The 24,880-nt window shown below is 70.7% G+C and carries 17 protein-coding genes; 9 read left to right on the forward strand and 8 right to left on the reverse strand.

The genetic code is table 11. From position 1 onward, the window contains the following. Window positions 1–14: 14 nt before the first annotated feature. Entirely contained in the window at window positions 15–2,018 is a 2,004-nt protein-coding gene (locus MILUP08_RS22590; RefSeq protein WP_007461967.1) for a DUF2264 domain-containing protein, read from the reverse strand. 413 nt (window positions 2,019–2,431) lie between these two features. Between MILUP08_RS22590 and MILUP08_RS22595 the strand changes: the two genes are divergently transcribed. The 8 genes from MILUP08_RS22595 to MILUP08_RS22630 all read left to right on the forward strand — a co-directional run bounded on the left by MILUP08_RS22595 (window position 2,432) and on the right by MILUP08_RS22630 (window position 13,146). Then, the gene (locus tag MILUP08_RS22595) at window positions 2,432–3,571 is read left to right on the forward strand and encodes a substrate-binding domain-containing protein (protein WP_007461971.1); all 1,140 of its coding nucleotides are present in this window, start codon (window positions 2,432–2,434) and stop codon (window positions 3,569–3,571) included. Window positions 3,572–3,665: 94 nt separating this feature from the next. Beyond that, entirely contained in the window at window positions 3,666–4,967 is a 1,302-nt protein-coding gene (locus tag MILUP08_RS22600; protein WP_007461973.1) for a serine/threonine-protein kinase, read from the forward strand. A gap of 84 nt (window positions 4,968–5,051) precedes the next feature. Further along, complete coding sequence (locus MILUP08_RS22605) at window positions 5,052–6,827, forward strand: vWA domain-containing protein (protein ID WP_007461975.1); 1,776 nt, start codon at window positions 5,052–5,054, stop codon at window positions 6,825–6,827. A gap of 242 nt (window positions 6,828–7,069) precedes the next feature. Next, window positions 7,070–7,675, forward strand: a complete 606-nt coding sequence (locus MILUP08_RS22610; protein WP_007461977.1) for a copper chaperone PCu(A)C — start codon at window positions 7,070–7,072, stop codon at window positions 7,673–7,675. Between the two features lie 23 nt (window positions 7,676–7,698). Next, window positions 7,699–8,913, forward strand: coding sequence for a Dyp-type peroxidase (locus MILUP08_RS22615; RefSeq protein WP_039908588.1), 1,215 nt, complete (start codon window positions 7,699–7,701; stop codon window positions 8,911–8,913). Continuing rightward, complete coding sequence (locus MILUP08_RS22620; RefSeq protein WP_007461982.1) at window positions 8,910–9,467, forward strand: copper resistance CopC family protein; 558 nt, start codon at window positions 8,910–8,912, stop codon at window positions 9,465–9,467. Before MILUP08_RS22615 ends, MILUP08_RS22620 begins: the two co-directional genes overlap by 4 nt. Continuing rightward, window positions 9,464–11,533, forward strand: coding sequence for a bifunctional copper resistance protein CopD/cytochrome c oxidase assembly protein (locus tag MILUP08_RS22625; RefSeq protein ID WP_007461984.1), 2,070 nt, complete (start codon window positions 9,464–9,466; stop codon window positions 11,531–11,533). Before MILUP08_RS22620 ends, MILUP08_RS22625 begins: the two co-directional genes overlap by 4 nt. Window positions 11,534–11,679: 146 nt before the next feature. Continuing rightward, window positions 11,680–13,146 carry a PepSY-associated TM helix domain-containing protein gene (locus MILUP08_RS22630; protein ID WP_007461988.1) on the forward strand — a complete coding sequence of 489 codons (1,467 nt, stop codon included), beginning with the start codon at window positions 11,680–11,682 and terminating at the stop codon, window positions 13,144–13,146. An 83-nt stretch (window positions 13,147–13,229) separates the two neighbouring features. On the opposite strand, the gene MILUP08_RS22635 is transcribed toward MILUP08_RS22630, so the two are convergent. From MILUP08_RS22635 to MILUP08_RS22665, 7 genes are all read right to left on the reverse strand, one after another. Then, window positions 13,230–14,222: a LacI family DNA-binding transcriptional regulator gene (locus MILUP08_RS22635; RefSeq protein WP_007461989.1), complete on the reverse strand. Its 993-nt coding sequence runs from the start codon at window positions 14,220–14,222 to the stop codon at window positions 13,230–13,232. Between the two features lie 103 nt (window positions 14,223–14,325). Next, window positions 14,326–16,053 carry an IlvD/Edd family dehydratase gene (locus MILUP08_RS22640; RefSeq protein ID WP_007461990.1) on the reverse strand — a complete coding sequence of 576 codons (1,728 nt, stop codon included), beginning with the start codon at window positions 16,051–16,053 and terminating at the stop codon, window positions 14,326–14,328. 48 nt (window positions 16,054–16,101) lie between these two features. Continuing rightward, window positions 16,102–16,986, reverse strand: a complete 885-nt coding sequence (locus MILUP08_RS22645) for a carbohydrate ABC transporter permease (RefSeq protein ID WP_007461991.1) — start codon at window positions 16,984–16,986, stop codon at window positions 16,102–16,104. Further along, window positions 16,987–17,928 carry a carbohydrate ABC transporter permease gene (locus tag MILUP08_RS22650; protein ID WP_007461992.1) on the reverse strand — a complete coding sequence of 314 codons (942 nt, stop codon included), beginning with the start codon at window positions 17,926–17,928 and terminating at the stop codon, window positions 16,987–16,989. 76 nt (window positions 17,929–18,004) lie between these two features. Then, window positions 18,005–19,345, reverse strand: coding sequence for an ABC transporter substrate-binding protein (locus tag MILUP08_RS22655; RefSeq protein WP_007461993.1), 1,341 nt, complete (start codon window positions 19,343–19,345; stop codon window positions 18,005–18,007). A 107-nt stretch (window positions 19,346–19,452) separates the two neighbouring features. Then, on the reverse strand, window positions 19,453–21,627 hold the full coding sequence (locus MILUP08_RS22660) for an alpha/beta hydrolase (RefSeq protein ID WP_007461994.1): 2,175 nt from the start codon (window positions 21,625–21,627) through the stop codon (window positions 19,453–19,455). 122 nt (window positions 21,628–21,749) lie between these two features. Then, on the reverse strand, window positions 21,750–22,772 hold the full coding sequence (locus MILUP08_RS22665; RefSeq protein WP_007461996.1) for a LacI family DNA-binding transcriptional regulator: 1,023 nt from the start codon (window positions 22,770–22,772) through the stop codon (window positions 21,750–21,752). A 582-nt stretch (window positions 22,773–23,354) separates the two neighbouring features. On the opposite strand from MILUP08_RS22665, the gene arfA reads away from it, so the two are divergent. Then, window positions 23,355–24,878, forward strand: coding sequence for an arabinosylfuranosidase ArfA (gene arfA / locus MILUP08_RS22670; RefSeq protein WP_007461998.1), 1,524 nt, complete (start codon window positions 23,355–23,357; stop codon window positions 24,876–24,878). Window positions 24,879–24,880: the final 2 nt, after the last annotated feature.

The raw sequence follows: 24,880 nt of genomic DNA on the forward strand, positions 1-24,880 counted from the left end.
ATGGGCCCGCACTGCTACCAGGTCGCCTGGCTGGGCCTGGATTGCTCCGTGTCCGGACGGGTCGATGTGCTGATCCCGTCGGGCCAGTCGACCGCCACGTGGAGGCCGCGGGCGTCCTCGTCGATCACGGCCTGGCATGCCTGCCCGACCGTGGCCGTCGGCGCCGTGGACAACTCGATGAGGGTGGCGGCCCATGCGCCCGGCCGGACGGGGTGATCCAGCCAGGGCACGACCAGCCCGCCGGCCAGAGGGCCGCCGTTCGCAACGGTGGTGGCGTCGGCGGTTCCGCCGCCGTGCACACTCGCGATCCGACTGGTCAGACCGGCGCAGGTCACGGCCGCCATGTTGCCGCGAAGAGTTACCGTCGCGTCCCCGGCGATGGCCCAGCCCCCGATCCGTAGTCGCAGCGCGTCCGCCTCGACGCCGTCGGCGAGGCCGTCGACGCGGGTCAGACGCAGCTCCCAGGGGCCGCGGACCAGCGAGTACACGGTGAGGTGCCCGGCCGGTCGAGACCGACCCAGGCGGCCGCCGCCGTGATCGCGCTGACCCGGATCCGGGTCGACCCAGTGGGCGAGGGCACGTGATCCGGCCACACCCACACCGTCGGTGTCGACGTGCACGGTCAGCAGGCGCATGCCGGCGCGGTGGGTGACCCGGCCCGCGTCGTCGACGAGGGTGACGGACTGGTCGAGAGGACTGAGCCAGCCGCTGTCGTCGAGGACGGGGCTGGTAGCGGTGGAGTAGCCCAGCCGGGCGTAGAGCGGGGAATCTCCGACGGTGGCACCCTCGACCGTGTGGTCGGTGCCGTGGTTGACGACGCGGACGATCCCGTCGGCGCGGGTGCCGGAGACGAGCCAGCCGGGTGCGTGTATCGCCCGCACCTCGTCGCGCTCCTCGACCGGCAGCGGCTCCTCGGGTGTCGTCCACACCGGATGGTCGGCGGGCAGCGCGATGCCGAGCAGGCCCTTGCTGGCCCAGTACGGCGAGCCCGGCCCGGAGTACGACTGCGCCAGTCGCGGCCACGGCCGGTGCCAACCGACGGTGAGCAGGCCGCGTTCGTCCGGGGCGTCGTTGGCGACGAAGTGGCGCACGATGCGGGTCGCCGCGCCGCGCAACCGACCGAGGCTGACCGAGGGCACGCCGGCGATCGCGCCGACCCAGAAGGGCGCCGCCGCGGCGAAGCGGTAGATCAGGCTTCGCCCCTGGAGCAGCGGTGATCCGTCGGCTCCGACGAGCGCGACCGCGTCGCTCAGGAAGCGGTCGAGGCCGGCCAGGTCCCGTTCGCGGCGCTGCTCGGCCAGGTCGGCGGCGCCGGCCATTCGCGCCCACAACGTCGGGTAGAGATGCAGGGCCCAGCCCACGTAGTGGTCGTACGCGCGGTCCGGCCCGTCGGACATCCAGCCGTCCCCACGGGCGAAGCCGTCGTGCGTGCGCAGGTCCTCGGCCATCTCGTCGAGCGAGTGCGGCCCATCCACCGACCGCAGGAACGTCTGGACGACCAGCCGGAACCAGACCCAGTTGATCCGTGGGTACGTGTCGTCGCCGACCGCGGGGCGCAGGTAGTCGACCACGCGCCCCTGCACCGCGGACGGCAGCCGGTCCCAGATCCACGGGCGGGTCAGGTCCAGGACCAGCGCGATGGAGGCGGCCTCCACCTTGGCCTGGGGGTGCTCGTCCAGGCGCGCCCAGCGGTCCGGAGAGCTCGGGTCGGTGCCGGCGGCGATGCCTGCCGCGTACCTGTCCACCAGCTCGTCCACGCCAACACCCTGGGCGCCGGTGATGCGGAAACCGGCCAGGAGGAAGGTGCGGGCGAAACCCTCCAGGCCGTCGACGGCCCGCCCGTAACCGCCCTCCGGGCCGGGAAGGGTGACGAGGGCGTGGCCGGGCGACGCGAACGGTCGGGTGGCGGCGAGCATCCGGTCGGCGAGGACCAGCCAGTCATCCCGGGTCCAGGTCGCGGCGGTGGCGGCATCCACGGCCGGTCCCGGTGTCGACCGGCCGGTCATCCCGGACGTCATCCCAGATCCTGTCGCATCGATCCGTCTCCGTGGAGTGTGGCGAGCGGGGCGTTGCCCACGAATGTGACGGGCCGGCATCCGCGAGGTTTCCGAAGTAAAACGCTCACATCAGATCAAGTCAATGCTGATCTCAAACCAGTTCGAGCACATCCGATCAAAAGAACACACGTCGTTACCGTGACCTGCGCCGACCAGGGCCGCCGATCGGCCAGCCTGCGGCCCCAGCGACCCCCTACCAGGGCCATCGGGCCGGCGGACTCGACGTCCCAACTGATCTGATACGATCAGAATCGCTCACAGCCGCTCGCCCAGCCCGAGGGGCCATGACTGTCGCGGCCGCCTCGCCGTCCCTCCGGCTGCGGCGGCGGGCAACAGGACGGAATTGCTGGAAGCGTTCCTCGGAGGTCTCCCCCATGTCCAAGGACAGTCCCGGCGTCACCACGGCAGAGACTTCCCGCGCGCCGCTTCAGGTCGCCCGCCGCCAGCAACTGTTGGCCGCCCTGCAACGCGACGGCTCGATGCGCGTCTCCGACCTGTCGCACGCGCTCGGCGCCGCGCCGGTCACCATCCGGCGCGACATCGCGGAGCTCGCCGCCGAAGGGTTGGTTCGCCGGGTCCACGGTGGGGTCGCCCTGCTCCTGCCGGACGACGTCCCTTCAGCCGAGGAGCTGCCCGCCGCAGGCCGCAACCCGCTGGGCGGGCGCGCCCTCGGCATGCTCGTGCCCTCACTGGACTACTACTGGCCGGACGTGGCGCGCGGCGTCGAAAGCGCCGCCCGCGAGCTGGACATGCGCGTGGTTCTGCGCGGCTCCTCCTACGACACCGAGGACGACCAACCGCAACTGGCCCGCATGGTGGGGCGGATGGGCGTCGACGCGCTGATCATCGCGCCGAGCATGGCCGCACCGACCGCCGAGCGCACCATCGAGTGGCTCGACCAGGTCGGCGTCCCGGTCGTCCTGCTGGAACGCACCGCCACGGCCGGCAGTCACCACGCTGTCCTGGAGTCGGTGGTCACCGACCACGCGCTCGGTGCGGCCATGGCGGTGCGCCACCTCACCTCGCTCGGACACCGCAAGGTCGGCCTGGTGCTCGACGCCAACAGCCCCACCAGCCAGCACGTGCGGCGCGGCTGGCTCGACGCCACCACCGAGTGCGGCCTCGACTCCGACGCGACAGTGGTGGCCGTGGCACCCGACACGCGCTCACCGGAGCGGGACACCGTGCTCGACGGCGTCCTCGACAGGTGCCAGGCGACCGGGACGACGGCGCTGCTGGTGCACGCCGACGCCGAGGCGATCGCGCTCGTGCAGCGCTGCGAGGAGCGGCACCTCTCCGTCCCCGGCGACCTCTCCATCGTGGCGTACGACGACGAGGTCGCCGGGCTCTTCAGCCCGCCGCTGACCGCGGTCCGACCGCCGCGACGCTCGATCGGACGGGCCGCCGTGCGTCTCGTCGCCGACCGACTCGCCGACCCCGACCGCCCCACCCACCGGGTCGTCATCAGCCCATCGCTGCGGGTGCGGGGGTCGACCGCGCCGCCGCCCGCGTAGGCGGTCTTCCAGTCCTCGGCCCCCGGCGGCGGACATGGCACGATGGCCGTGTCCTGCGCCGCCGGTGGCCGGGCACGACGCTGATGGAGTCGGAATGTCAGAACTGGCCGGCACGCCGGTGCCAGGGTTGGCGAAACTGTGGACGCACGATCCGGTCACCGCCGGCCCGTACCGGCTGGTCGGTCGGCTGGGCGCGGGTGGGCAGGGGGTCGTCTACCTCGGTGAGGACGACGCCGGTGACCGGGTCGCGGTCAAGATGGTAAACGTCGATCTCAGTGATCCTCGGGCGCGGTCGCAGTTCGTGAAGGAGATCGCCGCCGCACGACGGGTCGCTCCGTTCTGCACCGCGCAGGTGCTCTTCGCCGAGGTGGACGGCGAACGGCCCTATGTGGTCAGTGAGTTCATCGAGGGCCTGACCCTGCACCGGCACGTCCGCGAGCGCGGCCCGGTGACCGGAAACGCCCTGCACCGGCTCGCGGTCGGCACGGTCACGGCGCTCGCCGCGATCCACAGCGCCGGGGTGGTGCACTGCGACCTGAAGCCGGACAACGTGGTGCTGGGCGAGGACGGTCCCCGGGTGATCGACTTCGGCATCGCCCGCGCGTTGGGTGTCACCGAGACCGCGTCCAGCCGGGTCATGGGGACCACCGCGTACATGGCGCCGGAGCGCTTCCGCAACGACGCGATCGGTCCCCCCTGCGACGTCTTCGCCTGGGCGGCCACGATCGCCTTCGCCGCCGGTGGTCGGCCGCCGTTCGGCAATGACTCGCTCTTCGCCGTGATGCACCGGGTGCTGCACGATCCGCCCGAGCTACCGGCGTTGCCTCCCGTCCTGGACGAGCTGATCCGGGAGTGCCTGGCCAAGGACCCGGCCGACCGGCCGGCCGCCGAGCGCGTGCTGGTGCGGCTGCTCCGGCAGGACGGCACGGTCAGCGAGCCGCTACGTCGGGAGAACCTGCTGGAGGTCGGCAACGAGACCGCTGGCGCACCGACGCCGAACGACCCGCTGCCGCAGGTCACACCGACGGCGTCGCAGCCACGTCCGACCCAGCCGCAGGCGCCGGCACCGCCACGGACGCCGACGCGGCCGACGGTGCCGACCCAGGCCCGGCCGACCCAACCGGTGACGACGCAGCCTGCACACCAGCCGGTGACGGTGCCCGGCGTCGGTGCCGGAGGTGGCGGCGGGGCATGGCGGCGCCTGCGTGGTGAGGCCCTCGACGCCTGGGGCATCTCGACCGCGCTCTTCCTCGGTTCGGCCGGCTCCGCCGCCGGCTACGTCGCGTCGAGCGCGGTCGGCCCCGCCGCCGCGGCCGGGGCGGTCACCTTCGTCGTGGTCTACCTGGTTCGGCTGCTGGTCGCGACGGCGGTCGGGGGGCGACCCGACCACGGGTGACCGGCGCGCCGGGGTCAGGGTCGCCGGCTGGCACCGGATCGATAGGTTGACTGCCACCAGCCGCCCGCCGAGGAGGACATCCCGATGGCCCCATCCGCTACGCGCACGCGGCAGTGGTTGCCGTACACCGCTGCCGTCACCGCCGGGCTGGTGGTCATCGCCGGGGCGTTCGTGTTCGTCCGGCAGCGCGAAGCGGGCAACAACTGCGCCACCGTCCTCCAGGTGAACTCCTCCACGGAGAAGGCGGCTCTGCTTGTCGACCTGGCCGAGCGGTACAACCGCAGCGACCGGTCGATCGACGGCGGCGGCTGCGCCCAGGTGCACGTGAGCGCGCTGAACTCGGGCAAGGCCACCGAGGCGCTGGCCACCGGCTGGACCCACACCGGTCTGCCGCAACCACAGGTCTGGCTGCCGACGTCGAGCCTGTGGACCGGCCAGCTCCGGCTGCTCGACGAGGCCGCCGGACGGAAGCTGCAGACTCCGGACCACTACCCGTCGATCGCCAACAGCCCGTTGGTGATCGCCATGCCGCAGCCGAAGGCCGAGCTGCTCCGCAAGCGCGGGCCGCTGGGCTGGGGGGAGATCCTGGGCCTCTCCGGGCGGGACGGGTGGGCGGGCTTCGGCAAGCCGGAGTGGGGGCGCTTCACCTTCGGCAAGGACAACCCGAACCTGTCCACCTCCGGGCTGGCGGCGACAATCGCCACCTACTACGCGGCGGTGCAACGGTCGAGCGACCTGACCCGGGACGACCTGGCCGACCCCGCGGTCACCCAGTTCGTCCGCCGGATCGAGGCCAACGTGTCGCACTACAGTGACGACTCGGTGGACCTGCTGCGCAGCCTCGCCGAGGCGGACCTGGCCGGCGGGGCGGGCAGCACCGACGACATGAGCGCCATCGTCCTCCAGGAGGAGCTGGTGGACCTCTACAACACGGGCGCGCTGAGTCCTCGGCAGGACGGGCAGGAGCGGGGTCGCCGGCCGAATGTGCCGTTGGTCGCCGTCCACCCGAAGGAGGGCACGTTCAACCTGGACCACCCGTTCGTGGTGCTGCCCTCCGCCGATGATCGGCAGCGCGCGGCAGCGGCCGACTTCCAGAAATTCCTGACCGAGGGTGACCAGCAGGAGAGCTTCGCCCGTCTCGGCTTCCGGGACCACGAGGGTCGCGCCTCGGCGGAGCTGCTCGCCAGCGTCGGCGCCGAGCCGACCGGCGGGCTGAACTACTTCACGCCGCCGGACCCGGAGGTGGTGAGCGCGATGCTTGACGGCTGGCGGACGCTCCGCAAGAAGGCAAACATCCTGATCGCCCTGGACACCTCGGGGTCCATGCTGGCGAAGGTCGGCACCCGTACCCGTTTCCAGGTCGCCTCGGCGGCGGCGGGCAAGGGCCTCGCGCTGCTGAACACCGAGGACCGGGTCGGGCTCTGGTCGTTCTCCTCGGAGACCAAGCAGCGGCCGAACAGCCCCTACCGGGAAGAGGTGCCGCTCGGCGAGTTCGACGAGAAGAGGGTCAACAGCAAGATCGCCGGCATGGCCGTCAACGGTGGCACCGCGCTCTACGCCACGGTCCGGGCCGCGCACCGCGAGCTTGTCGACAGGTACGACCCGCAGCGGATCAACGCGATTGTCGTGCTCACCGACGGCAAGAACGAGTACAGCAAGGACAACGACCTGGCCCGGTTGCTCGCCGAGGTCGCCCTGGACCCGCAGCATCCGGTGAAGGTGTTCTGCATCGCCTTCGACCGGGAGTCGGACTTCGCCACCCTGGACCAGATCGCGAAGGCATCGTCGGGCAAGGCCTACGACGCCACCGATCCGGCCAAGATCGATGAGGCATTCGTGAAGCTGGTCAGCAGCTTCTGACGCTCCCCCTGGCCCGCACCGGGCAGCTTGCGCCGGCTCAGCGGAGCGCCTGACGTCCTGCGCCGTCGACGTGGCGGCCAGGCTGGGACCGACTGGCCGCCGCCGGAACGTCGCCGTCGGCGCCGGCGCCAGAAATTCGTCGTCCCCGCCGCGCTCGCGGGACGGCAATGCCCGCCGGCCCGGAACTTTCGCGCTACGGCGTTCGACAAACGATGCAGCAGCAACCATCGGAGGAAGAACCCATGCGCACCGCCACCAGCCCGTTCGGATCGCGCCGACGCTCGGCCGTTGCCCTCGCCACCGCCGCCGCGCTCGTGGCGGTCGGTGCCGCCGGCTGCAGCTCGTCCGACTCGCCGTCTTCCGCCCAGTCAGGCCCATCGGCGTCGGCGAGCGCCGTCGCCGGCGTGGTCACCATTCGCGACCCGTGGGTGAAGGCTGCCGACGAGGGGATGACGGCGGCCTTCGGGACCCTCGTCAACGACGGCGACACCGATGTCACGGTGACCGGTGCCACGACCGACGTGTCGTCGATGGAGCTGCACGAGATGGCCATGAAGGACGGCACGATGGTCATGCGGCAGAAGCAGGGCGGCATCGTGATCAAGGCCAGGAGCACCCACGCGTTGGAGCCGGGCGGTGACCACCTCATGCTGATGAGCCTCACCAGGCCCGTCCAGGCGGGCGACGAGTTGACGTTCACGCTCACCTTCGCCGACGGCAGGACCCAGCAGTTCAGCGCGGTGGCCAAGCCGTTCACCGGCGCACAGGAGAGCTACGCTCCCGGCCACGGCGAGCCGATGACCGGCATGAGCGCCACGCCGGAGATGAGCACGAGCCCGGCATCGTGACCGACACGCCGACTGCCCGGCCCGTGAGCAGGCGTGGCCTGCTCACCGGCGGGGCGCTTGCTGCGGGAGGAGCCCTGGCCGGCGGTGCCGCGATCGCCACGACACGTACCGACGGGGCCGAGCGACCGGACACGGTCGGCGCCGACGCGACGCCGGTGGCGAACGTCGGCGGTTTGGTCGAGCCCTTCCACGGCGCGCGACAGGCCGGAGTGGCCACCGAACCGCAGGCGCACGCGTCGTTCGTGGCGCTCACCCTGCGGGCCGGCGTCGACCGGACCGCGCTGGCCCGGATGCTGCGACTGCTCACCGACGACGCGGTCCGTCTCACCCAGGGCAAACCCGCGCTGGCCGACACCGAGGCCGAACTCGGGCTGCTGCCGGCACGGCTGACCGTGACCTTCGGCTTCGGGCCCGGCCTGTACCGGGCCGCCGGGGTCGACGATCGACGACCGGCATCGGTCGCCGACCTGCCGTCGTTCCGCGTCGACCGCCTCCAGCCGGCCTGGTCCGGCGGTGACCTGCTGGTGCAGATCTGCGCGGACGACGCGATCACCGTCGCCCACGCCCAACGAGTCCTGATCAAGGACAGTCGACCCTTCGCCACCGTCCGGTGGGTCCAGCAGGGCTTCCGGCGCGGCCCCGGCGTCGAGCCGGGCGGCCACACCCAACGCAACCTGTTCGGGCAGCTCGACGGCACCGCCAACCCGCGGCCCGGCATCGGTCTGGACACTGCCCTCTGGGTGCCGGACGGCCCGCCGTGGCTTCGCGACAGCACCACAGTCGTGATTCGGCGGATCAGCATGAACATGGAGACCTGGGACCTGCTCGGCCGGACCGATCGTGAACTCGCCATCGGCCGGCGCCTCGACAGCGGCGCCCCGCTCACCGGCACCGCCGAGCACGACGAACCCGACTTCGCCGCCACCGGCCCGGACGGCCTCACCGTCATCCCCGACTTCTCGCATCTGACCCGCGCCCACGTCACCGACGACCGGTTGAAGATCCTGCGGCGGCCGTACAACTACGACGGGGCGCCGACGGCGCAGGGTCACGCGGACAGCGGCCTCATCTTCACGTCCTACCAGGCCGACATCGCCCGGCAGTACCTGCCCATCCAACGCCGGCTGGCCGACCGGGACCTGCTCAACGAGTGGACCACGCCGATCGGGTCCGCCGTCTTCGCCATCCCTCCCGGCTGCCGGCCGGGAGGATGGGTGGGCGAGCAGGTGCTCGCATGACCGCACCGTCGTCCCGCTCTGCCGCCGTCCGATTCGGCGCGGCGCTGCTCGCCGTCGTCGTGGCGCTGCTCATCCCGGCCAGCCCGGCCTGGGCGCACAACAGACTTCGGTCGGCGGCGCCCGTCCAGGAGTCGACAGTGTCCCGCGCGCCCACCGAGATCGTGCTCGAATTCGACGAGCGGCTCGACCCGCCGTTCACCACTGTCGTGCTCACCGACGCCGCCAAGCGGAAGATACCCACGGATGACCCGGTGGTCGACGGGGCGAAGGGGTCGGTCCAGGTCACCGGGGCACTGCCGAACGGCAGTTACACGGTCGCCTACCGGGTCGTCTCGATCGACGGTCACCCGGTCCAGGGGTCGTACCCGTTCACGGTGGCCGACCCCGCGTCCAGCGCCGCGCCGATCGTCAGCACGACGACCGAGGCGCCGTCCGCCGCCGCGTCGGCGAAGAGCGGTGGTCCGGGTGCCGGTGTCCTGGTCGCCGGCGCCGCGCTTGCCATCCTCGTCGTGGTGGGCGCCGGGCTGCTGCGGCGACGGACGAACCGTCGATGACCGGACCGCTCCTCGCCCTGCCCGCCGGTCGGTCCCGGTCCGCTGCCCCACGCGCCAGATCGGCGGCGTACGACTGGTTGACGGTCGTCGCCGCCTGCGCCTCGGGCGTCGCTCTGCTGCTGCTCGGCCTGCGGGTCGGAGGTGCCCTCACCGCAGCGATTCCGGGCCTGCCGGACGCGGGACCGGCCACGACCTGGGCGCTGCCGGTGGTCCGCCTGCTCTCCGACGGCCTCGCCACCGTCACCGTCGGCATGCTGGTGACCTCGACCTTCCTGCTGCCCGGCGACGAACGGACCGTGTCGCCGCACGGCTACCTGCTGCTCCGGCGAGCGAGCCTCGGCGCGCTGGGGTGGGCGATCACGGCGCTGTCGCTGACGGTGCTGACGGTCTCGGACCTGCTCGGCCAACCGCTGGCGACGCTCAGCCCCGCGACCGTCGTCAGTTTCGCCACCACGATCTCGCAGGGGCAGTCGCTCATGCTGCAGGCCGGGCTGGCCCTGACCGTGGCTCTGCTGGCCCGCGCCGGGGTGTCCCGGGGGCTGGCAGCGACAGTCACGATCCTGGCCCTGGTGGCGGTGCTGCCTCCGGCCTTCACCGGTCACTCCGCCGGGGCCGGCAACCACCAGATCGCCGTCACCAGCCTGGCCCTGCACGTCCTGGCGGCCGCGGTGTGGATCGGTGGGCTCGTCGCCCTGGTGATGGTGCGGCGCAGCCGACTGCTGGCCGAGGCCGCCACCCGGTACGGTCGGCTCGCCCTGGGCTGCTTCGTCGCCGTTACGGTCAGCGGGCTCGCCAACGCCGCCGTCCGCCTCGGCGCCGTCGACCAGCTCTGGCAGTCCCGGTACGGCTGGCTGGTCCTCGGCAAGCTCGCCGCCCTGCTGCTCCTCGGCGTGCTCGGTGCGGTACACCGCTCCCGTACCGTGCCGGCGTTGCGGGCCGGGAGGTCCCGGGCGTTCGGCCGACTGGCCGCCGGGGAGCTGATCGTCTTCGCCGCCACCGTGGGGCTGGCCGTGGCGCTGTCGCGCAGCCCCACACCCATTCCCGACGCCGGCATCGACGCCGACCCGATCACCGAGCTACTCGGCTTTCCGATGCCCGCCGCACCCACCGCGGGCAACCTGCTCGGCCAGCCGCTGCCGGACATGTTCTTCCTGACCCTCGGCGCTCTCGGTGTCGGCGGGTACCTGGCCGGCGTGCGTCGGATGCACGTGGCAGGGCACCGCTGGCCGGTCGCCCGAACGGCGAGTTGGCTGGGCGGGATGCTCCTGTTGGTGGCGGCCACCGACCTCGGTGTCGCGCGCTACGCGTACGTGCTGTTCAGCGCGCACATGGCACAGCACATGGTGTTGTCGATGCTGGTGCCGATCCTGCTGGTCGGAGGCGCACCGGTCACGCTGGCCCTGCGCGCTCTGCGCCGACCGACCGACCCGCAGGTACGCGGCGCCCGGGAATGGCTGCTGATCGCGCTGCACAGCCGTGCCACCAGGCTCCTCACACATCCGCTCGTCGCGCTGGGCATCTACACCGCGAGCCTGTTCGGCCTGTACCTGAGCGACCTGCTCGGCGTGCTGATGCGCTCGCACCTCGGGCACCTCGCGATGCTCACCCACTTCGTGGTGGCGGGCTGTCTGCTGTTCTGGGTGCTCATCGGCGTCGACCCGGGCCGCCGACGCCTCCCCCATCCCCTGCTGGTGATCATCCATCTGGCGTCGATGATGGCGCACGGCTTCTTCGGCCTGGTCCTCATGCAGACGACCACTGTCATCGCCCCCGGCTGGTACACGGCGGTCCACCCCACCTGGGCGTCGTCGCTGCTGGCCGACCAGAAACTCGGCGCCGGCATCGCCTGGGCGTTCGGCGAGCTGCCCGCCGTCCTCGTCATGGTCATCCTGATTCGTCAGTGGATTCGCGCCGACCACCGTGAACAGGGCCGCCTCGACCGGGCCGCCGACCGGGCCGACGCCACCGGCGCGGAGGACGACCTCGCCCGCTACAACGCTTTTCTCGCCGCGGCCGGACGCACCGACGGCGACCCGGGCCGCGCCGATGGGCCTGACAGGCCCTGACCTCGGAGACCCGATCGTCCACTCTCCCGGGAACCACAGGCGTCTCCCGTCCGACTACCACTCAGGGCCGACGACACACCACCGGGCGACCAGACCAGTACGGGAAACACCAACGGATGCTTCTCCACTAATCCGATCGGATCACCATGTCTCTCACCGAGTTGTCCGGCGCACCGACGTCGGGGCCCTCCACCACTGCCGAGAAGCCGGGCCGGCCGGTCCGGCGCACGTCACCGTTCGGCGCGCTGCTGCTGCGGCTGCACTTTTACGCCGGCATCCTCGTCGCCCCGTTCCTGGTGGTCGCCGCACTGACCGGCCTGGCCTACACCACGACCCCACAACTCGACACGATCCTCTACGGCGACCAGCTGACCGTCGCCCAGGTGAGTGACCGTCCGCTCCCCCTGGCCGAGCAGATCGGGGCAGCGCGCAACGCACACCCCGACGGCAGCATCACCACCGTGCAACCCGGCGACGGCGACCGGACCACCCGGGTGGTGTTCTCCCTGCCCGAGCTCGGCGAGAAGCAGCACACCGTCTACATCAACCCGTACACCGCCGAGCCCCAGGGGCAGCTCACCACCTGGTTCGGCTCCACGCCGGCCGCCACCTGGCTGGACGACCTGCACCGCCACCTGCACCTGGGCACGGTGGGCGAGACCTACTCCGAGCTGGCGGCGAGCTGGCTGTGGGTGATGGCGCTCGGCGGGGTCATCCTCTGGTGGCGTCGACGCGGCGCCGCCCGAGCCGCCGCTCGGCACCTGCTCGTACCTGACCTGTCCGCGGGCAGGGGTGTCCGCCGTACCCGGGGCTGGCACGCGACCACAGGCATCTGGCTGACCGTCGGCCTGCTCTTCCTCTCGGCCACCGGCCTGACCTGGTCCCGCTACGCCGGCGCGAACTTCACCGCCGGACTCGACGCGCTCAGCGCCCGTACGCCGGAGATCTCCACCAGCCTCGCCGCCGTCCCCGTCGAGCCTGCCGGCGGTCACCACCACGGTGACGCCGGGGCGGGCGGGACGGTCGAGTCGGCGGCCTTCGATCGGGTCCTGACAGTCGCCCGCGACGCGGGCCTCGCCGGGCCGGTCGAGATCACCCCCGCGCCGGCGCCGGGCACCGCCTGGACCGTCACGCAGACCGACAACACCTGGCCGGTCCACAAGGACCGCATCGCCGTCGACCCGGCGACCAGCACGGTCACCGCCCGCAGCGACTTCGCCGACTGGCCCCTGCTGGCCCAACTGAGCGGCCTCGGCATCCAGGCCCACATGGGTCTGCTCTTCGGCCTGGTCAACCAGATCATGCTCGCCGCGCTCGCCCTCGGCCTGCTCTGCGTCATCGTCTGGGGCTACCGCATGTGGTGGCAACGCCGACCGACCCGCACCGACCGGCCCGCCCTCGCCGGCACCCCGCCGGCCCGCGGCGGCGTACGCGGCCTGCCGCTCTGGGCACTGCTGATCGGCGTCCCGGTGATCGTGGCGATCGGTTGGGCGCTGCCCCTGTTCGGGATCACCCTGCTCGCCTTCCTCGTCGTCGACGTCATCGCCGGCGCGGTGACCCGACGCCGACGACCTGCCGCGGCGCCCACCTCCCCGGCACCCGCCGGCACCTGACACGGCAACTGCCGCCCGGCCGCCCGTTCAGCGGAGGACGGCCGGTGGCCGGGCCGGCAGCGTGCGACGCCGGCGACCGTCGCTCACGTGCCGGTCCCGGCCAAAGGCGCTGTGCTCTGACGCACCACCAGCTTGGGAACGACCAACGGCAGGGGCTGCGGCACCGTGTCGTCGATGGCCTGGGTGACGGCCGTGATGGCCCGTTGACCGACCGCGTCGAAGTCCTGCTGGATCGTGGTCAAGGGCGGAATCAGATACGCCGCCTCGGGGACGTCGTCGAATCCGACGACGGAGATGTCCTGTGGCACCCGCCGCCCATGTTCGTGCAGCGCACGCAGCACACCGATGGCCATCTGGTCGTTGGCGGCGAAGACCGCTGTGGTCCCGGGCATCTCGCAGATCCGCAGCCCGGCGACGTAGCCGCTGGGGGCCCTCCAGTCGCCCTGGACCGGCTCGGGTGGGCGTAGGCCCGCAGCGGTCATCGCCGCGCGCCAACCGTCGCGACGGGCACGGGCCTCCGCCCAGTTGAGTGGGCCGGACACGTGCACGATCTCCCGGTGGCCGAGGTCGAGCAGGTGGTCGGTCGCCATCCGGGCGCCGAGCACCTGGTCGACGCCGACGGTGACGCTGGCCCTGGACAGGTCGCCCTCCACCACGACGAAGGGGACGCTGGACCGGGTCATCCGCACCACCTCCAGCGCCTCGTCGTTGCCGGCGATCATCACGACGCCCTCCACGCCGACGCGCATGAGGTGTTCGGTGGCGTCGCTGAGCGCCCGTACCGTCACCTCGGAGAGGCTCACCGAGGTGGCGAAGTAGCCGGCCGCGCGGGCGGCGTCCTCGACGCTGCGGTGGATGCTCGTCGGACCGAACAGCGTCCGGGCCGTGCCGATGATGCCGATCATCCCGGAGCGTCCGCGGACCAGCGCGCGGGCGGCGGTGTTGGGCCGGTAGTCGAGCCGTCGGATGGCCTCGAGAACCCGTTCCCGCGTCTCGCGCCTGATGGCGGGCGCTCCGTTGATGACCCGGGACACCGTCTGGTGGGACACGCCCGCCAGGCGGGCGACGTCAGCCATGACCGGTGGCCGATGGGCGGCCGTCACCACTTTGTCCGCGTGAACTCGCACTGGCCGGCCGTCCGTTCTTCCATGAGTCGGTTCCTCGTCTGGTCCGCGACCGTCAGTGTGAGTGACGGGGCACCGCGCTGCCGCTGCCACCGACGAGGAAGTCGAGGTCCGCGCCGCTGTCGGCCTGGAGGACATGCTCGCTGTACAGCCGTACCCACCCCCGGTCGGCCACCGGCTGTGGTGGTGTCCAGGCGGAACGGCGTTCGGCGAGTTCGGCGTCGTCGACCAGAAGGTCCAGGCGGCGTGTGGTGACGTCGACGCTGATCAGGTCGCCGGTGCGCACCAGCGCGAGGGGGCCGCCCACGGACGCCTCCGGCGCCACGTGCAGGACGCAGGTGCCGTAGCCGGTGCCGCTCATGCGGGCGTCCGAGATCCGCACCATGTCCGTGATGCCGTCGGCGAGCAACCGGCGGGGCATGGGCACGTTGCCCACCTCCGGGAAGCCGGGGTAGCCGCGTGGTCCGGCGTTGCGAACGACGATCACCGTGTCGGCTGTGACGTCGAGGTCCGGGTCGTCGGCGGCGACGACGTACTCCTCGATCCGGTCGAACACGAGCGCCGGGCCGGTGTGCGTGAGCAGGTGCGGGGTGGCTGCGGAGACCTTCAGCACCGCCCCGGACGGCGCGAGCGACCCGCGCAGAACTACGGTGCCCGAGCCGGCGGGCTGGAACGGCTCCTCCAGGGTGGCGATGACGTCCCGGTTCCAGCACTGGGCGCCGTCGACGTTCTCGGCGACGCTCCTGCCGCTGACGGTGACGTGGTCCATGTGCAGCAGCGGGGCGAGTTCCCTCATCACCACCGGAAGACCGCCGGCGTAGGCGAAGTCCTCCATCAGGTACGTCCCGGACGGCATGAGGTTGACAAGCATCGGCACGTCGGCGGTGAGGGTGTCGAAGTCCTCCAGCGACAGGGGTACGCCGAGGCGTCCGGCGATCGCGAGCAGGTGCACGACCGCGTTGGTGGAGCCGCCGATCGCGGCGTTTACCCGAACGGCGTTCTCGAACGCCTCCCGGGTGAGCACCGAGGACAGCCGCTGGTCCTCGCCGACCATCGCGACGATCCGGCGTCCGGCGGCGTGCGCGAGCGCGTACCGCCGGGAGTCGACCGCGGGCACGGCGGCCGCTCCGGGCAGTTGCACGCCCAGCGCCTCGGTCACGCAGGCCATGGTGGACGCCGTACCCATGGTCATGCAGTGGCCCCGGCTGCGGGACATGCCGACCTCTGCCTCGGCGCAGTCGGCGGCGGTCATCCGGCCGGCCCGCATCTCCTCCGTGAAGCGCCAGACGACAGTGCCGGAGCCGATGTCCTGGCCGCGGAACTTGCCGTTGAGCATCGGGCCGCCGGTCAACATCAGCGTCGGCAGGTCGACGCTCGCGGCCCCCATCAGCAGGCCGGGAGTGGTCTTGTCGCAGCCGGAGAGCAGGACCACCCCGTCGAGGGGATTGGCGCGGACCGACTCCTCCAACTCCATCGCGAGCAGGTTGCGGTAGAGCATGGTGGTGGGTCGCATGAGCGGCTCGCCGAGGCTCATCGCCGGGAACTCCAGCGGCAGGCCGCCGCTCTCCCACACGCCCCGCTTCACCGATTCGGCCAGGTCGCGCAGGTGGGCGTTGCAGGGCGTCAGCTCCGACCAGGTGGTGGCGATGCCGATCACCGGGCGACCGTCGAAGACGTCGTCCGCGAAACCCTGGTTGCGCATCCAGGACCGATGGATGAACCCGTTGCGGCCCTCCGCACCGAACCACTGCCCGCTGCGCAGCGACCGATCCGTCGTCGACATCAGCACACCTCTCTGTTCGTCCGAACGCGTAGCTGGTGGAGGGGGGCCCTACCGGAGGCCCCCGACGGACAGTCCGCCGCGCCAGTGTCGTTGCAGGCTGAAGAACGCGATGACAAGTGGGATCACTGACACGAGCGAGCCCAGGATGATGAGGCTCCACAGCGAGGTGCCTCCCGAGTTGTTCGCGGAGGCGATCCCCTGCCAGAGGCCGAGGCCGACAGTCACCGGGAAGAGCCGGTTGTCGGAGAGCATGGCCAGGGGCAGGAAGTAGTTGTTCCACGACGCGACTGCCGAAAGGAGCAGCACGGTCACCACCGCGGGGCGCATCAGCGGAAGGGCGATCTGGAGGAACGTCCGCACCTCTCCCGCGCCGTCGACCCGCGCCGCGTCGAGAAGCTCGTCGGGCACCGCGTCGCGGGCGTACACGTGCATCAGGTAGACGCCGAACGGGTTGAGCAGCGACGGGAGGATCACCGCCCACACCGTGTTCGTCAGGCCGAGCCGGGAGAACATGATGAAGGTGGGGATGACCAGGGCGGTGGCGGGCACCATCAGCGCGCCGAGCACGACGGCGAAGCTGAAGCGCCGCGCGGCGAACCGGTACTTGGCGAACCCGTAGCCGGCCATGACCGCCAGGACCGTGGCGCCGATCCCGCCGGCGATGGCGTACAGCGTGGAGTTGAGGATCCACCGCAGGTAGATGCCACCGTCGTAGGTGAAGAGCTGCCTGAGGTTGCCGAGGTAGTCGATCCGGTCGGTGAACCAGAGGGTGTTGCCGCCACCGAACAGGCCCGGCGCGTCCTTGGAGCTGTTGACGATGACCCACCAGAACGGCACGAGGAAATAGATCACCAGGAAGCCGAGGAGGATCTGCAGAGGAAGGTAGTGCTGCGGGCGGCGGGCGCCTGCGCGGACGCTGGTTTGGTCGGCCATCTAGAGGAAGCTCCTCCGCTTGCGGGTGAAGAACAGGAAGGCGTACACGCAGATGAACACGATGCCGCCGAGGGCGAACGAGATCGCCGACCCGTAGTTGAAGTTGGCGAGCGAGAACGCCTGCTGGTACGCGTACATGTTGGGCGTGAAGTCGGTCCCGATCGTGCCCGCGGCGAGGTAGCGCAGGATCTGCGGTTCGTTGAAGAACTGCAGGGTGCCGATGAGCGAGAAGACCAGGATCAGGATCAGCGCGGGGGCGATCAGCGGGATCTTGATGCGCGTCGCGATCTGCCATCGTCCGGCGCCGTCCATCCGCGCGGCCTCGTAGAGCGTCGGGTCGACTCCCTGCAACGCCGCGTACAGGATGATCATGTAGTAGCCGGCCCACTGCCAGGTGACGACGTTGAGCAGGCCGTAGAAGATCAGGTCGCTGCCCAGGAAGTCGGGTGCGGTGGCGCCGAACAGCCCGAAGATGTCGGTGAGCGGGCCGAAGCCCTTGCTGTAGAGGAACCCCCACATCACGGCCCCGATGACCGTCGGGATCGCGTACGGCAGAAAGATCATGAGACGGGAGAAGCGCGCGAACAGCGTCGTCACCGCGTCCAGGATGAGGGCCAGCACGAGCGCGATGCCGATCTGCAGCGGGATGGAGACGAGCGAGAAGCGGAGAACGAACCACGCCCCGGACAGGAAGCTCGGGTCGGTGAACGCCTTCACGTAGTTGTCGAAGAGGACGAAGCTGGTGCCGCCGATCAGCTTCTTCTGAAAGAGACTGAGGTACAACGCGTACGCCAGCGGCGCGATGAGGAACGCCAGGAAGACGACCGCGAACGGCCCGACGAAGAGCCACCCCATCAGGTGCTCGCGGAGGTGCACCTTGCCACGGATCTTGGGCGTCTCGTGCTGACGACGCCGTGCGCGCTTCTCGGTCAGGAGTGTCATCTTTGGTCTCCGGGACGTGGACGCTGAGGGGGTCGTGGGTGGGCCGCGCCGGCGCCGGCGCGGCCCACCCCTCCGGTCACTGAACGGTGAAGCCCTGTTCCTTGGCGTACTTCGCCACGTCCTCCTGGAGCTTGTCGGCAGCCTGGGAACCGGTGACCGAGCCCTTGATGACCTCGCTGACCTGCTTCGTCATGGCGTCGAGGTAGTACTGGCCGAAGGGCGCGTAGGCGACACCCTTGTAGGCCTCGGCGGCGGGAAGGTAGACCTCCTTGTTCGCCTGCTGGCCGTCGAAGAACGCCACCTTCAGGTCGGCGAACGCCGGATCCTTGAGCGCCGTGAGGTTCAGCGGGAAGATGATCTGGTTGGTCCAGCCGTCGGTGAGTGACTCCTTGTCGGCGTAGAGCCCGTAGGCGACCTTCGCCGCCAGCTCCGGCTTCTTCGCCTGCTTGGTCACGGAGAAGGCCGACCCACCCCAGTTGACCTGCACCGGGTTGGCCGGATCCCACTGCGGCAGCGGCGCCACCGCGAACTTGCCGGTGTCCTGGCCCTTACCGACACCCGCGCCGGTGAGGTAGCCGGGCGCCCAGGCCGCCGAGATGTACGTCGCGTACTTGCCGTTGATCACGCCGGAGATGTACTCCGGGGTGAACTGGTCCTGCGTGCCGACCAGGCCCTTCTTGGCGAGGCCGCCCCAGTAGTCCAGCACGTCCTTGGACGCCTGGTCGTTGAGCTTCACGCCTATCGACTTCGGCTGCGCCGGATCGAAGGTGAAGGGCGAAGCGCCCTTCTGGATCTGCAGCGCCATCAGGACCGCCGGGACGTTCGCGCCGAGGTCGCCGAAGAGCGGGCCGCCGGCGTCCTTCACCTTCTGTGCGGCCTGCTCGTACTCGGCCCAGGTCTTCGGCGGGGTGATCTTGTACTTGTCGAAGATGTCCTTGCGGTAGATCATGCCCATCGGACCACCGTCGACAGGTACGCCGTAGACCGCGTCGCCTACCGACACGTCCTTCCAGGCGCCCTCGCCGTAGTTGGCCTTCACCGCGTCGTAGCCGTACTGCTTGATGTCGACGAGCGCGCCCTGGATCTGGAACGTCGGGATCCGGTCCGCCTCGACCATGATCACGTCGGGCGCCCCGGTGCCCGCCGAGATGGCCGTCTGGAACTTGTCGTACTCGTCGCCGCCCTGCCCGACGTTGGTCCAGCAGACCTGCACGTCGTCGTGCTGCTTGTTGAAGTTGTCCACGACGAGCTGGGTGTTGGGGTACCAGCCCCACATCGTCACGACCGGCACGTTCTGCTTCGTGATGGTGTTCGTGCAGTTGCTCGCGTCGCTGCCGCCCTCGTCGGAGGAGCAGGCGACCAGGCCGCTCCCGGCCGCGAGCATGGCCACCGTGGCGAGTAAGCGTCTTCTCTTCATTGAGATTGGTTCCCTTCGGAGGTGGCGGTGCAGAGGCATCCATGCGCCGGCGGGCGCCACCGGGGCAGGAGACCCCTGCTCCCGGTGGCGTCGCGGGGTAGGGGCTCCTAGCGCTTGAACAGACGCGGAGCCAGGTCGATGAGGTTCTTCTGCCACACGTCCCAGCCGTGCGGCCCGGGTGTGACGCCGTCGAACTCGTAGCGGATACCGAGGGTGTCCAACGTGGTCAGCGACGCCAGGAAGCTCGGGTAGACGAAGTCGGTCCGGTCGCCCACGTACAGGCGCAGCATCTTCGTCCCGTTGTTGATCGCGGCCACGTCGACGCCGGTGCCGCTGCCGAATCCGGCCGAGAGGGCCGCGACGTACGCGAACTCCCCCGGGTAGGCCCGCAGGACGCCAAGCGCCTGCCCGCCGCCCATCGACAGGCCGGCGAGGGCCTGCTGGGACGGATCGCTGGAGATGTGGTAGCGGGCACGGGCCATCGGCACGATGTTCTCCAACAGCTCCCGGTTGAAGTTCGACGAGTTGCCGTTGCCCATCACGACGACCATGGGCGTGAGGTCGCCGTCGAGGAACTGGTTGTCGAGGATCTGCTTGGCACGGCCCATCTCGACCCAGTCGGTGTAGCTCTGGCCGCTGCCGTGCTGGAGATAGAGGACGGGGTACGGCTGTGCCCGATTCGGGTCGTACCCGGGTGGGGTCCACACCAGCGCGGTGCGGTCCTGACCGGCCACGGTGCTCGGGTAGGTCATGCTCTCGACGGTTCCGCCCCGACCGGCGGGCACGTCCGACAGCAGTCGGGCGCCCGGTCCCGGGAGGAGGAAGGTGCTCCACATCGGTTCGGAGGTCACAGTGGTCGGGTTCGAGGTGTCCTTGACCGCGACCCGGTCCACGATCAGCCGGTAGTAGTAGAACCAGGGCTTCAGCGGGCCGATTGTCGCCCGCCACCGGTCGCCGTCCCGCGTCAGCGGCACGCGCAGCCAACTGCCGCCCGGCGCGATGTTGGCCCACACCGTGACGTGCTGGGCATTCGTGAACTCGGTGGTGGTCTCGAAGGTGACGAACCCGCCCTCGCTGACGAACGGCGTCGGCGTGGTGCCGGCCGGCGGCGGGGTGAACTCCCGCCGCAACGGCTGGTGACCGGGGCTGGGCCGGTGGTCGGACACGTGCTGGAACAGCCGCGGCAGGAAGTCGGCCAGGTTCTCCTGCCAGGTGGTCCAGTTCGCGCCGCCGTCGGGGTTGACCCCGTCGAACTCGAACCGGACATCGGCTCGGTCCAGCGCCTTCATCAGCCGGTAGGTGGGGTTGTACGCGGGATCGGTGACGTTGCCCGTGTAGAGGCGCAGCAGCTTGACGCCGCGGTTGGTCGCCGTGGCGTGCTTCCGGTCGATCGCCGGCGCCGACGTGCCCGAGAACGATCCGACGTAACCGAACTGACCAGGCTTGGCGAGCGCGGCCCGCAGCGCCTGCGTGCCACCGTCGGCCACTCCCGCGATCGCCTGGTGTGCCGGATCGCGGAGGACCCGGTAGGTGTCGGCGACCGCCTTCCGGAGGTCCGTCAACTGCCTGTCGTCGGCATCGCTGAGCACGACCACCATCGGGCGCATGGCGCCGGCGGCCGAGAGGTTGTCGAGGATCTGCTTGGACCGACCGAGGTCGAGCCAGTCGGTGGCGGCAGCACCGGCGCCCGACTGGAGGAAGAGGGCGGGGTATCCCTTCGGTCCCTTGGCCGCGTATCCCGGCGGCGTCCAGACCAGGGCGGACTGCTGAGCGCCGCCGGTCCGGTAGGTGAGCGTCCCGATCGCACCGCCGGTGCCGGCGGGCGCGTCGACCAGCCAGCGCGCCGAGTCACCCGCGACCAGGAAGGTGCTCAGGAGCGGGTGGGACGCGACGCTCGTGCTGTTCGTCGGGTCCTTGATGGTCTTGGTGTCGTCGGCGGTGAGCTGGTAGTGGTAAAGCCCCGGCGCGAGCGCGCCGAGCACACCTGACCACACGTCGCCGCGACGGGTCAGACCGAATTCCGCCCAGGTGGCGGACGGACCGAAGTTGCCCTCGACGACTACCTGCGAGACGGTGCCCAGCTTCTCCTGGACGTACGCCGCCGGAACGGTGAACGAGGCGTAGCGGTCCTGGGAGACGTCCAGCCACGGCGTGTCGGCCGCCGCGGGTTGCGGGGCGAGCAGGGCCGCCGCGAGGGCGATGACTACGGCCGTGAACGCCGCCGAGACCCGCCGGCGTACGCCCGGACGGCGTAAGCGCCCGTGATAATGTTCGGTTGTCACGCTCCACTCCTTTCATGTGCCGGCAGCGGATGCGACCCGCTGGCCGGCTCAACTCATCGGTGGATCTCGCCGTGCGTGGTGCGTGCACCTCCTTCCCGCTCCTGCCACGGGTGCGAAAGTTCTCACGGTCGTGCCGCGCTCGTCGGTGCTGCGGTCGAACCGCGGACCACGAGGCTGGTCGGAAGCACTATCTGGTGGGGGTCGTCCCACTCGCCGGTCACCAGTGACTTGAGCATCCGCGCGGCTTCGTACCCGAGCTGGTACATCGACTGGTCCACTGTGGTCAGACCCGGCTCGGTCAGCGCCGCCTCCGGGATGTTGTCGAACCCGACGACGGACAGGTCCCCGGGGACGGAGAGCCCCATCTCCCTGGCGACCTCCAGGACCTTGAGGGCCATCCCGTCGCTCGCCGCGAAGATCGCCGACGGCGGGTCCGCGCGTTGCAGCAGGGCACGCGCCAACGGAGCTGCCGACTCGGGGTTGAAATCCCCCCTGCCGATCAACGTCGGGTCGACCGGGACGCCGGCCGTGGTCAGCGCGGCCCGGTAGCCCTCCTCACGCGACCACGCCGAGGCCAGGCTGTCGCGGCCCGCGATGAACCCGATGCGCCGATGACCCAGGCCGAGCAGGTGCTCGACAGCGGTGGTGGCGCCCACGAGGTTGTCGGCCGTGACCGAGGGCGCCGTCGAACCTCGCACCGGGTCGATGGCCACGACGGGTGTCCGGCTGCGCACCTCGCCCCAGGGCGTGACGACGATGCATCCATCGGTGAGCGTGCCCGACAGCCGGGTCAGATGCCGCTGCTCCCAGCCCTCCGAGTACGACCCGTAGAGGTCGCTGTTGGCGTAGATGATGAGGTCGAAGCCCGAGCGACTCAGAGCCTTCATGACCCCCTTGAGCACCTCCGCCGTGTACGACTGGAAGCTGTGCGCCACGAGGCCCAGAACATTGGTGCGGCTGCGCCGGAGGCTCGACGCCACCAGGCTCGACTCGTAGCCGAGCTGCTCGATCGCGGTCCGCACCTGGGCGATCGTGCCGGCGCTGACGCCGTAGTGCCCGTTGACGACGCGCGAGACGGTGGCGGTGGAAACGCCGGCGACCCGGGCGACATCACTCATCGTCACCGGCGCATTGGCTTCTATCATGCCGCTCTCTCTGGACTGCAATCGTTATCGGTTACGTTTCCAGGATGTTGCCAACGTAACGGACGACGATTACGAACACAAGACTCCTTCACCCGCACGCGAAGGCCGATCGGAAGGTCCTAACGGGACGTTCGCAGGGTGGACTTCCCGACTCGGTAACCGATGCGCAGAAGGCGAACGGTTGCCACTCCCGGCGGCCTGAGTGGATCGCCAATTCGCCTTGGCTCCACCCGATGACGACGTCGGGAACCATTCCCGGCCGCCGATGACCGATCACGACGCCGGAACGAGCGCGGGGCAGGCGACCCCCGCGTCGGTGCGCAGCCGCCCGACGCGAACATTGGTCACGGCCACCGTGTTCCCTGCCGCAAACGTGATCGGTAACGTTTACATAGATCGACAACGTAATCGACGATCATGGCGATGTCCAGAGCTCGCACCGACCCACCACCCCTCGGTCCCGGCACCGCGATCCAGATCCCGACGTCGGGAACCCCAAGCGAAGGAGCCCGCCCTGAACACCCACCCCCACCTCGCCGCGCTGCCGGTCCGACCCCGTCACCACCAGCAGGGAGGGCTGTCGTGAACACCGCGCGCCTGCTCCTGGACCCACGCCGACGCGTCGCGCCGGTGCCCCGCCGGCTCTTCGGCTCGTTCGTCGAGCACCTGGGCCGCTGTGTCTACGGCGGAATCTACGAGCCGGACCACCCGACCGCCGACGCGGACGGCTTTCGGGGCGACGTCCTCGCGCTCGTCCGCGAGCTGGGCATCACCACGGTCCGCTACCCGGGCGGCAACTTCGTCTCCTCCTACCGCTGGGAGGACGGCGTCGGCCCGGTCGACAAACGACCGGCCCGACTCGACCTCGCCTGGCACAGTCTGGAGACGAACGCGTTCGGGCTGGACGAGTTCATGCGCTGGGTCGGCAAGGCCGGCGTCGACCCGATCATGGCGGTCAACCTCGGCACCCGTGGCACCGCCGAGGCCGTCGACCTGCTGGAGTACGCCAACCACCGCGGTGGGAGTCACCTCGCCGACAAGCGTCGCGACAACGGTGCCGTCGACCCGTACGGGATCAGGCTGTGGTGCCTGGGCAACGAGATGGACGGCCCGTGGCAGGTGGGTCAGCGGAGCGCGACCGAGTACGGGCGGCTCGCGGCACAGACCGCGAAGGCCATGCGCCGTTTCGACTCGGACCTCGAACTCGTCGCCTGCGGCTCGTCGTACCTCGGCATGCCGACCTTCGGCAGCTGGGAGCGCGACGTGCTGACCGAGGCGTACGACGACGTCGACCTGATCTCACTGCACGCCTACTACCAGCCGGTCGACGACGACCTGCCCAGCTTCCTCGCCTCGGCCGAGGACATGGACACCTACATCGACGCCGTCACCGCCATCGCCGACTCGGTCGGAGCGATCCGCCGGTCGACCAGGAAGATCATGATCGCGTTCGACGAGTGGAACGTCTGGTACCAGTCCGCAGCTCCGTCCACCCCGCCGAGTGGGGAGGACTGGCCGGTCGCGCCGCCCCTGCTGGAGGACCACTACAGCGTGGCCGACGCCGTCGTCGTCGGTGGCCTGCTCATCAGCCTGCTCCGGCACAGCGACCGGGTGACCGCGGCGTGCCAGGCCCAACTGGTGAACGTCATCGCCCCGATCATGACCGAACCGGGCGGCTCGGCCTGGCGGCAGACCATCTTCCACCCCTTCGCCCGCACGGCCCGGCACGCCCGGGGCGCCGTGCTCGACGTGCTCCGCGACAGCAGCACGACGACCACCGACCGCTACGGTGTCGTCGACGCGGTCGACGCGGTCTCCACCTGGGACGACAGCACCGGTGAGATGACCGTGTTCCTCGTCAACCGGGTCCTCGACACTCCGGCCGAGGTGACAGTCGACGTGGCGGGCGCCCAGGTGGGCGGGATCATCGAGTGCGTCACCGTCGGCGGCGCCGACCTCGACGCCAGGAACACCGCCGACGGTCCGGACCACGCCGAGCCGCGCACCAACGACACGGCCCGGGGCAGCGGCGCCAGCGTCCAGCTGACGCTTCCGCAGGCGTCGTGGACCATGCTGCGGCTCCGCGCCACCGACGTGACCCCGTAAGC

It is taken from the genome of Micromonospora lupini str. Lupac 08, from assembly GCF_000297395.2.
Lineage (GTDB): Bacteria > Actinomycetota > Actinomycetes > Mycobacteriales > Micromonosporaceae > Micromonospora > Micromonospora lupini.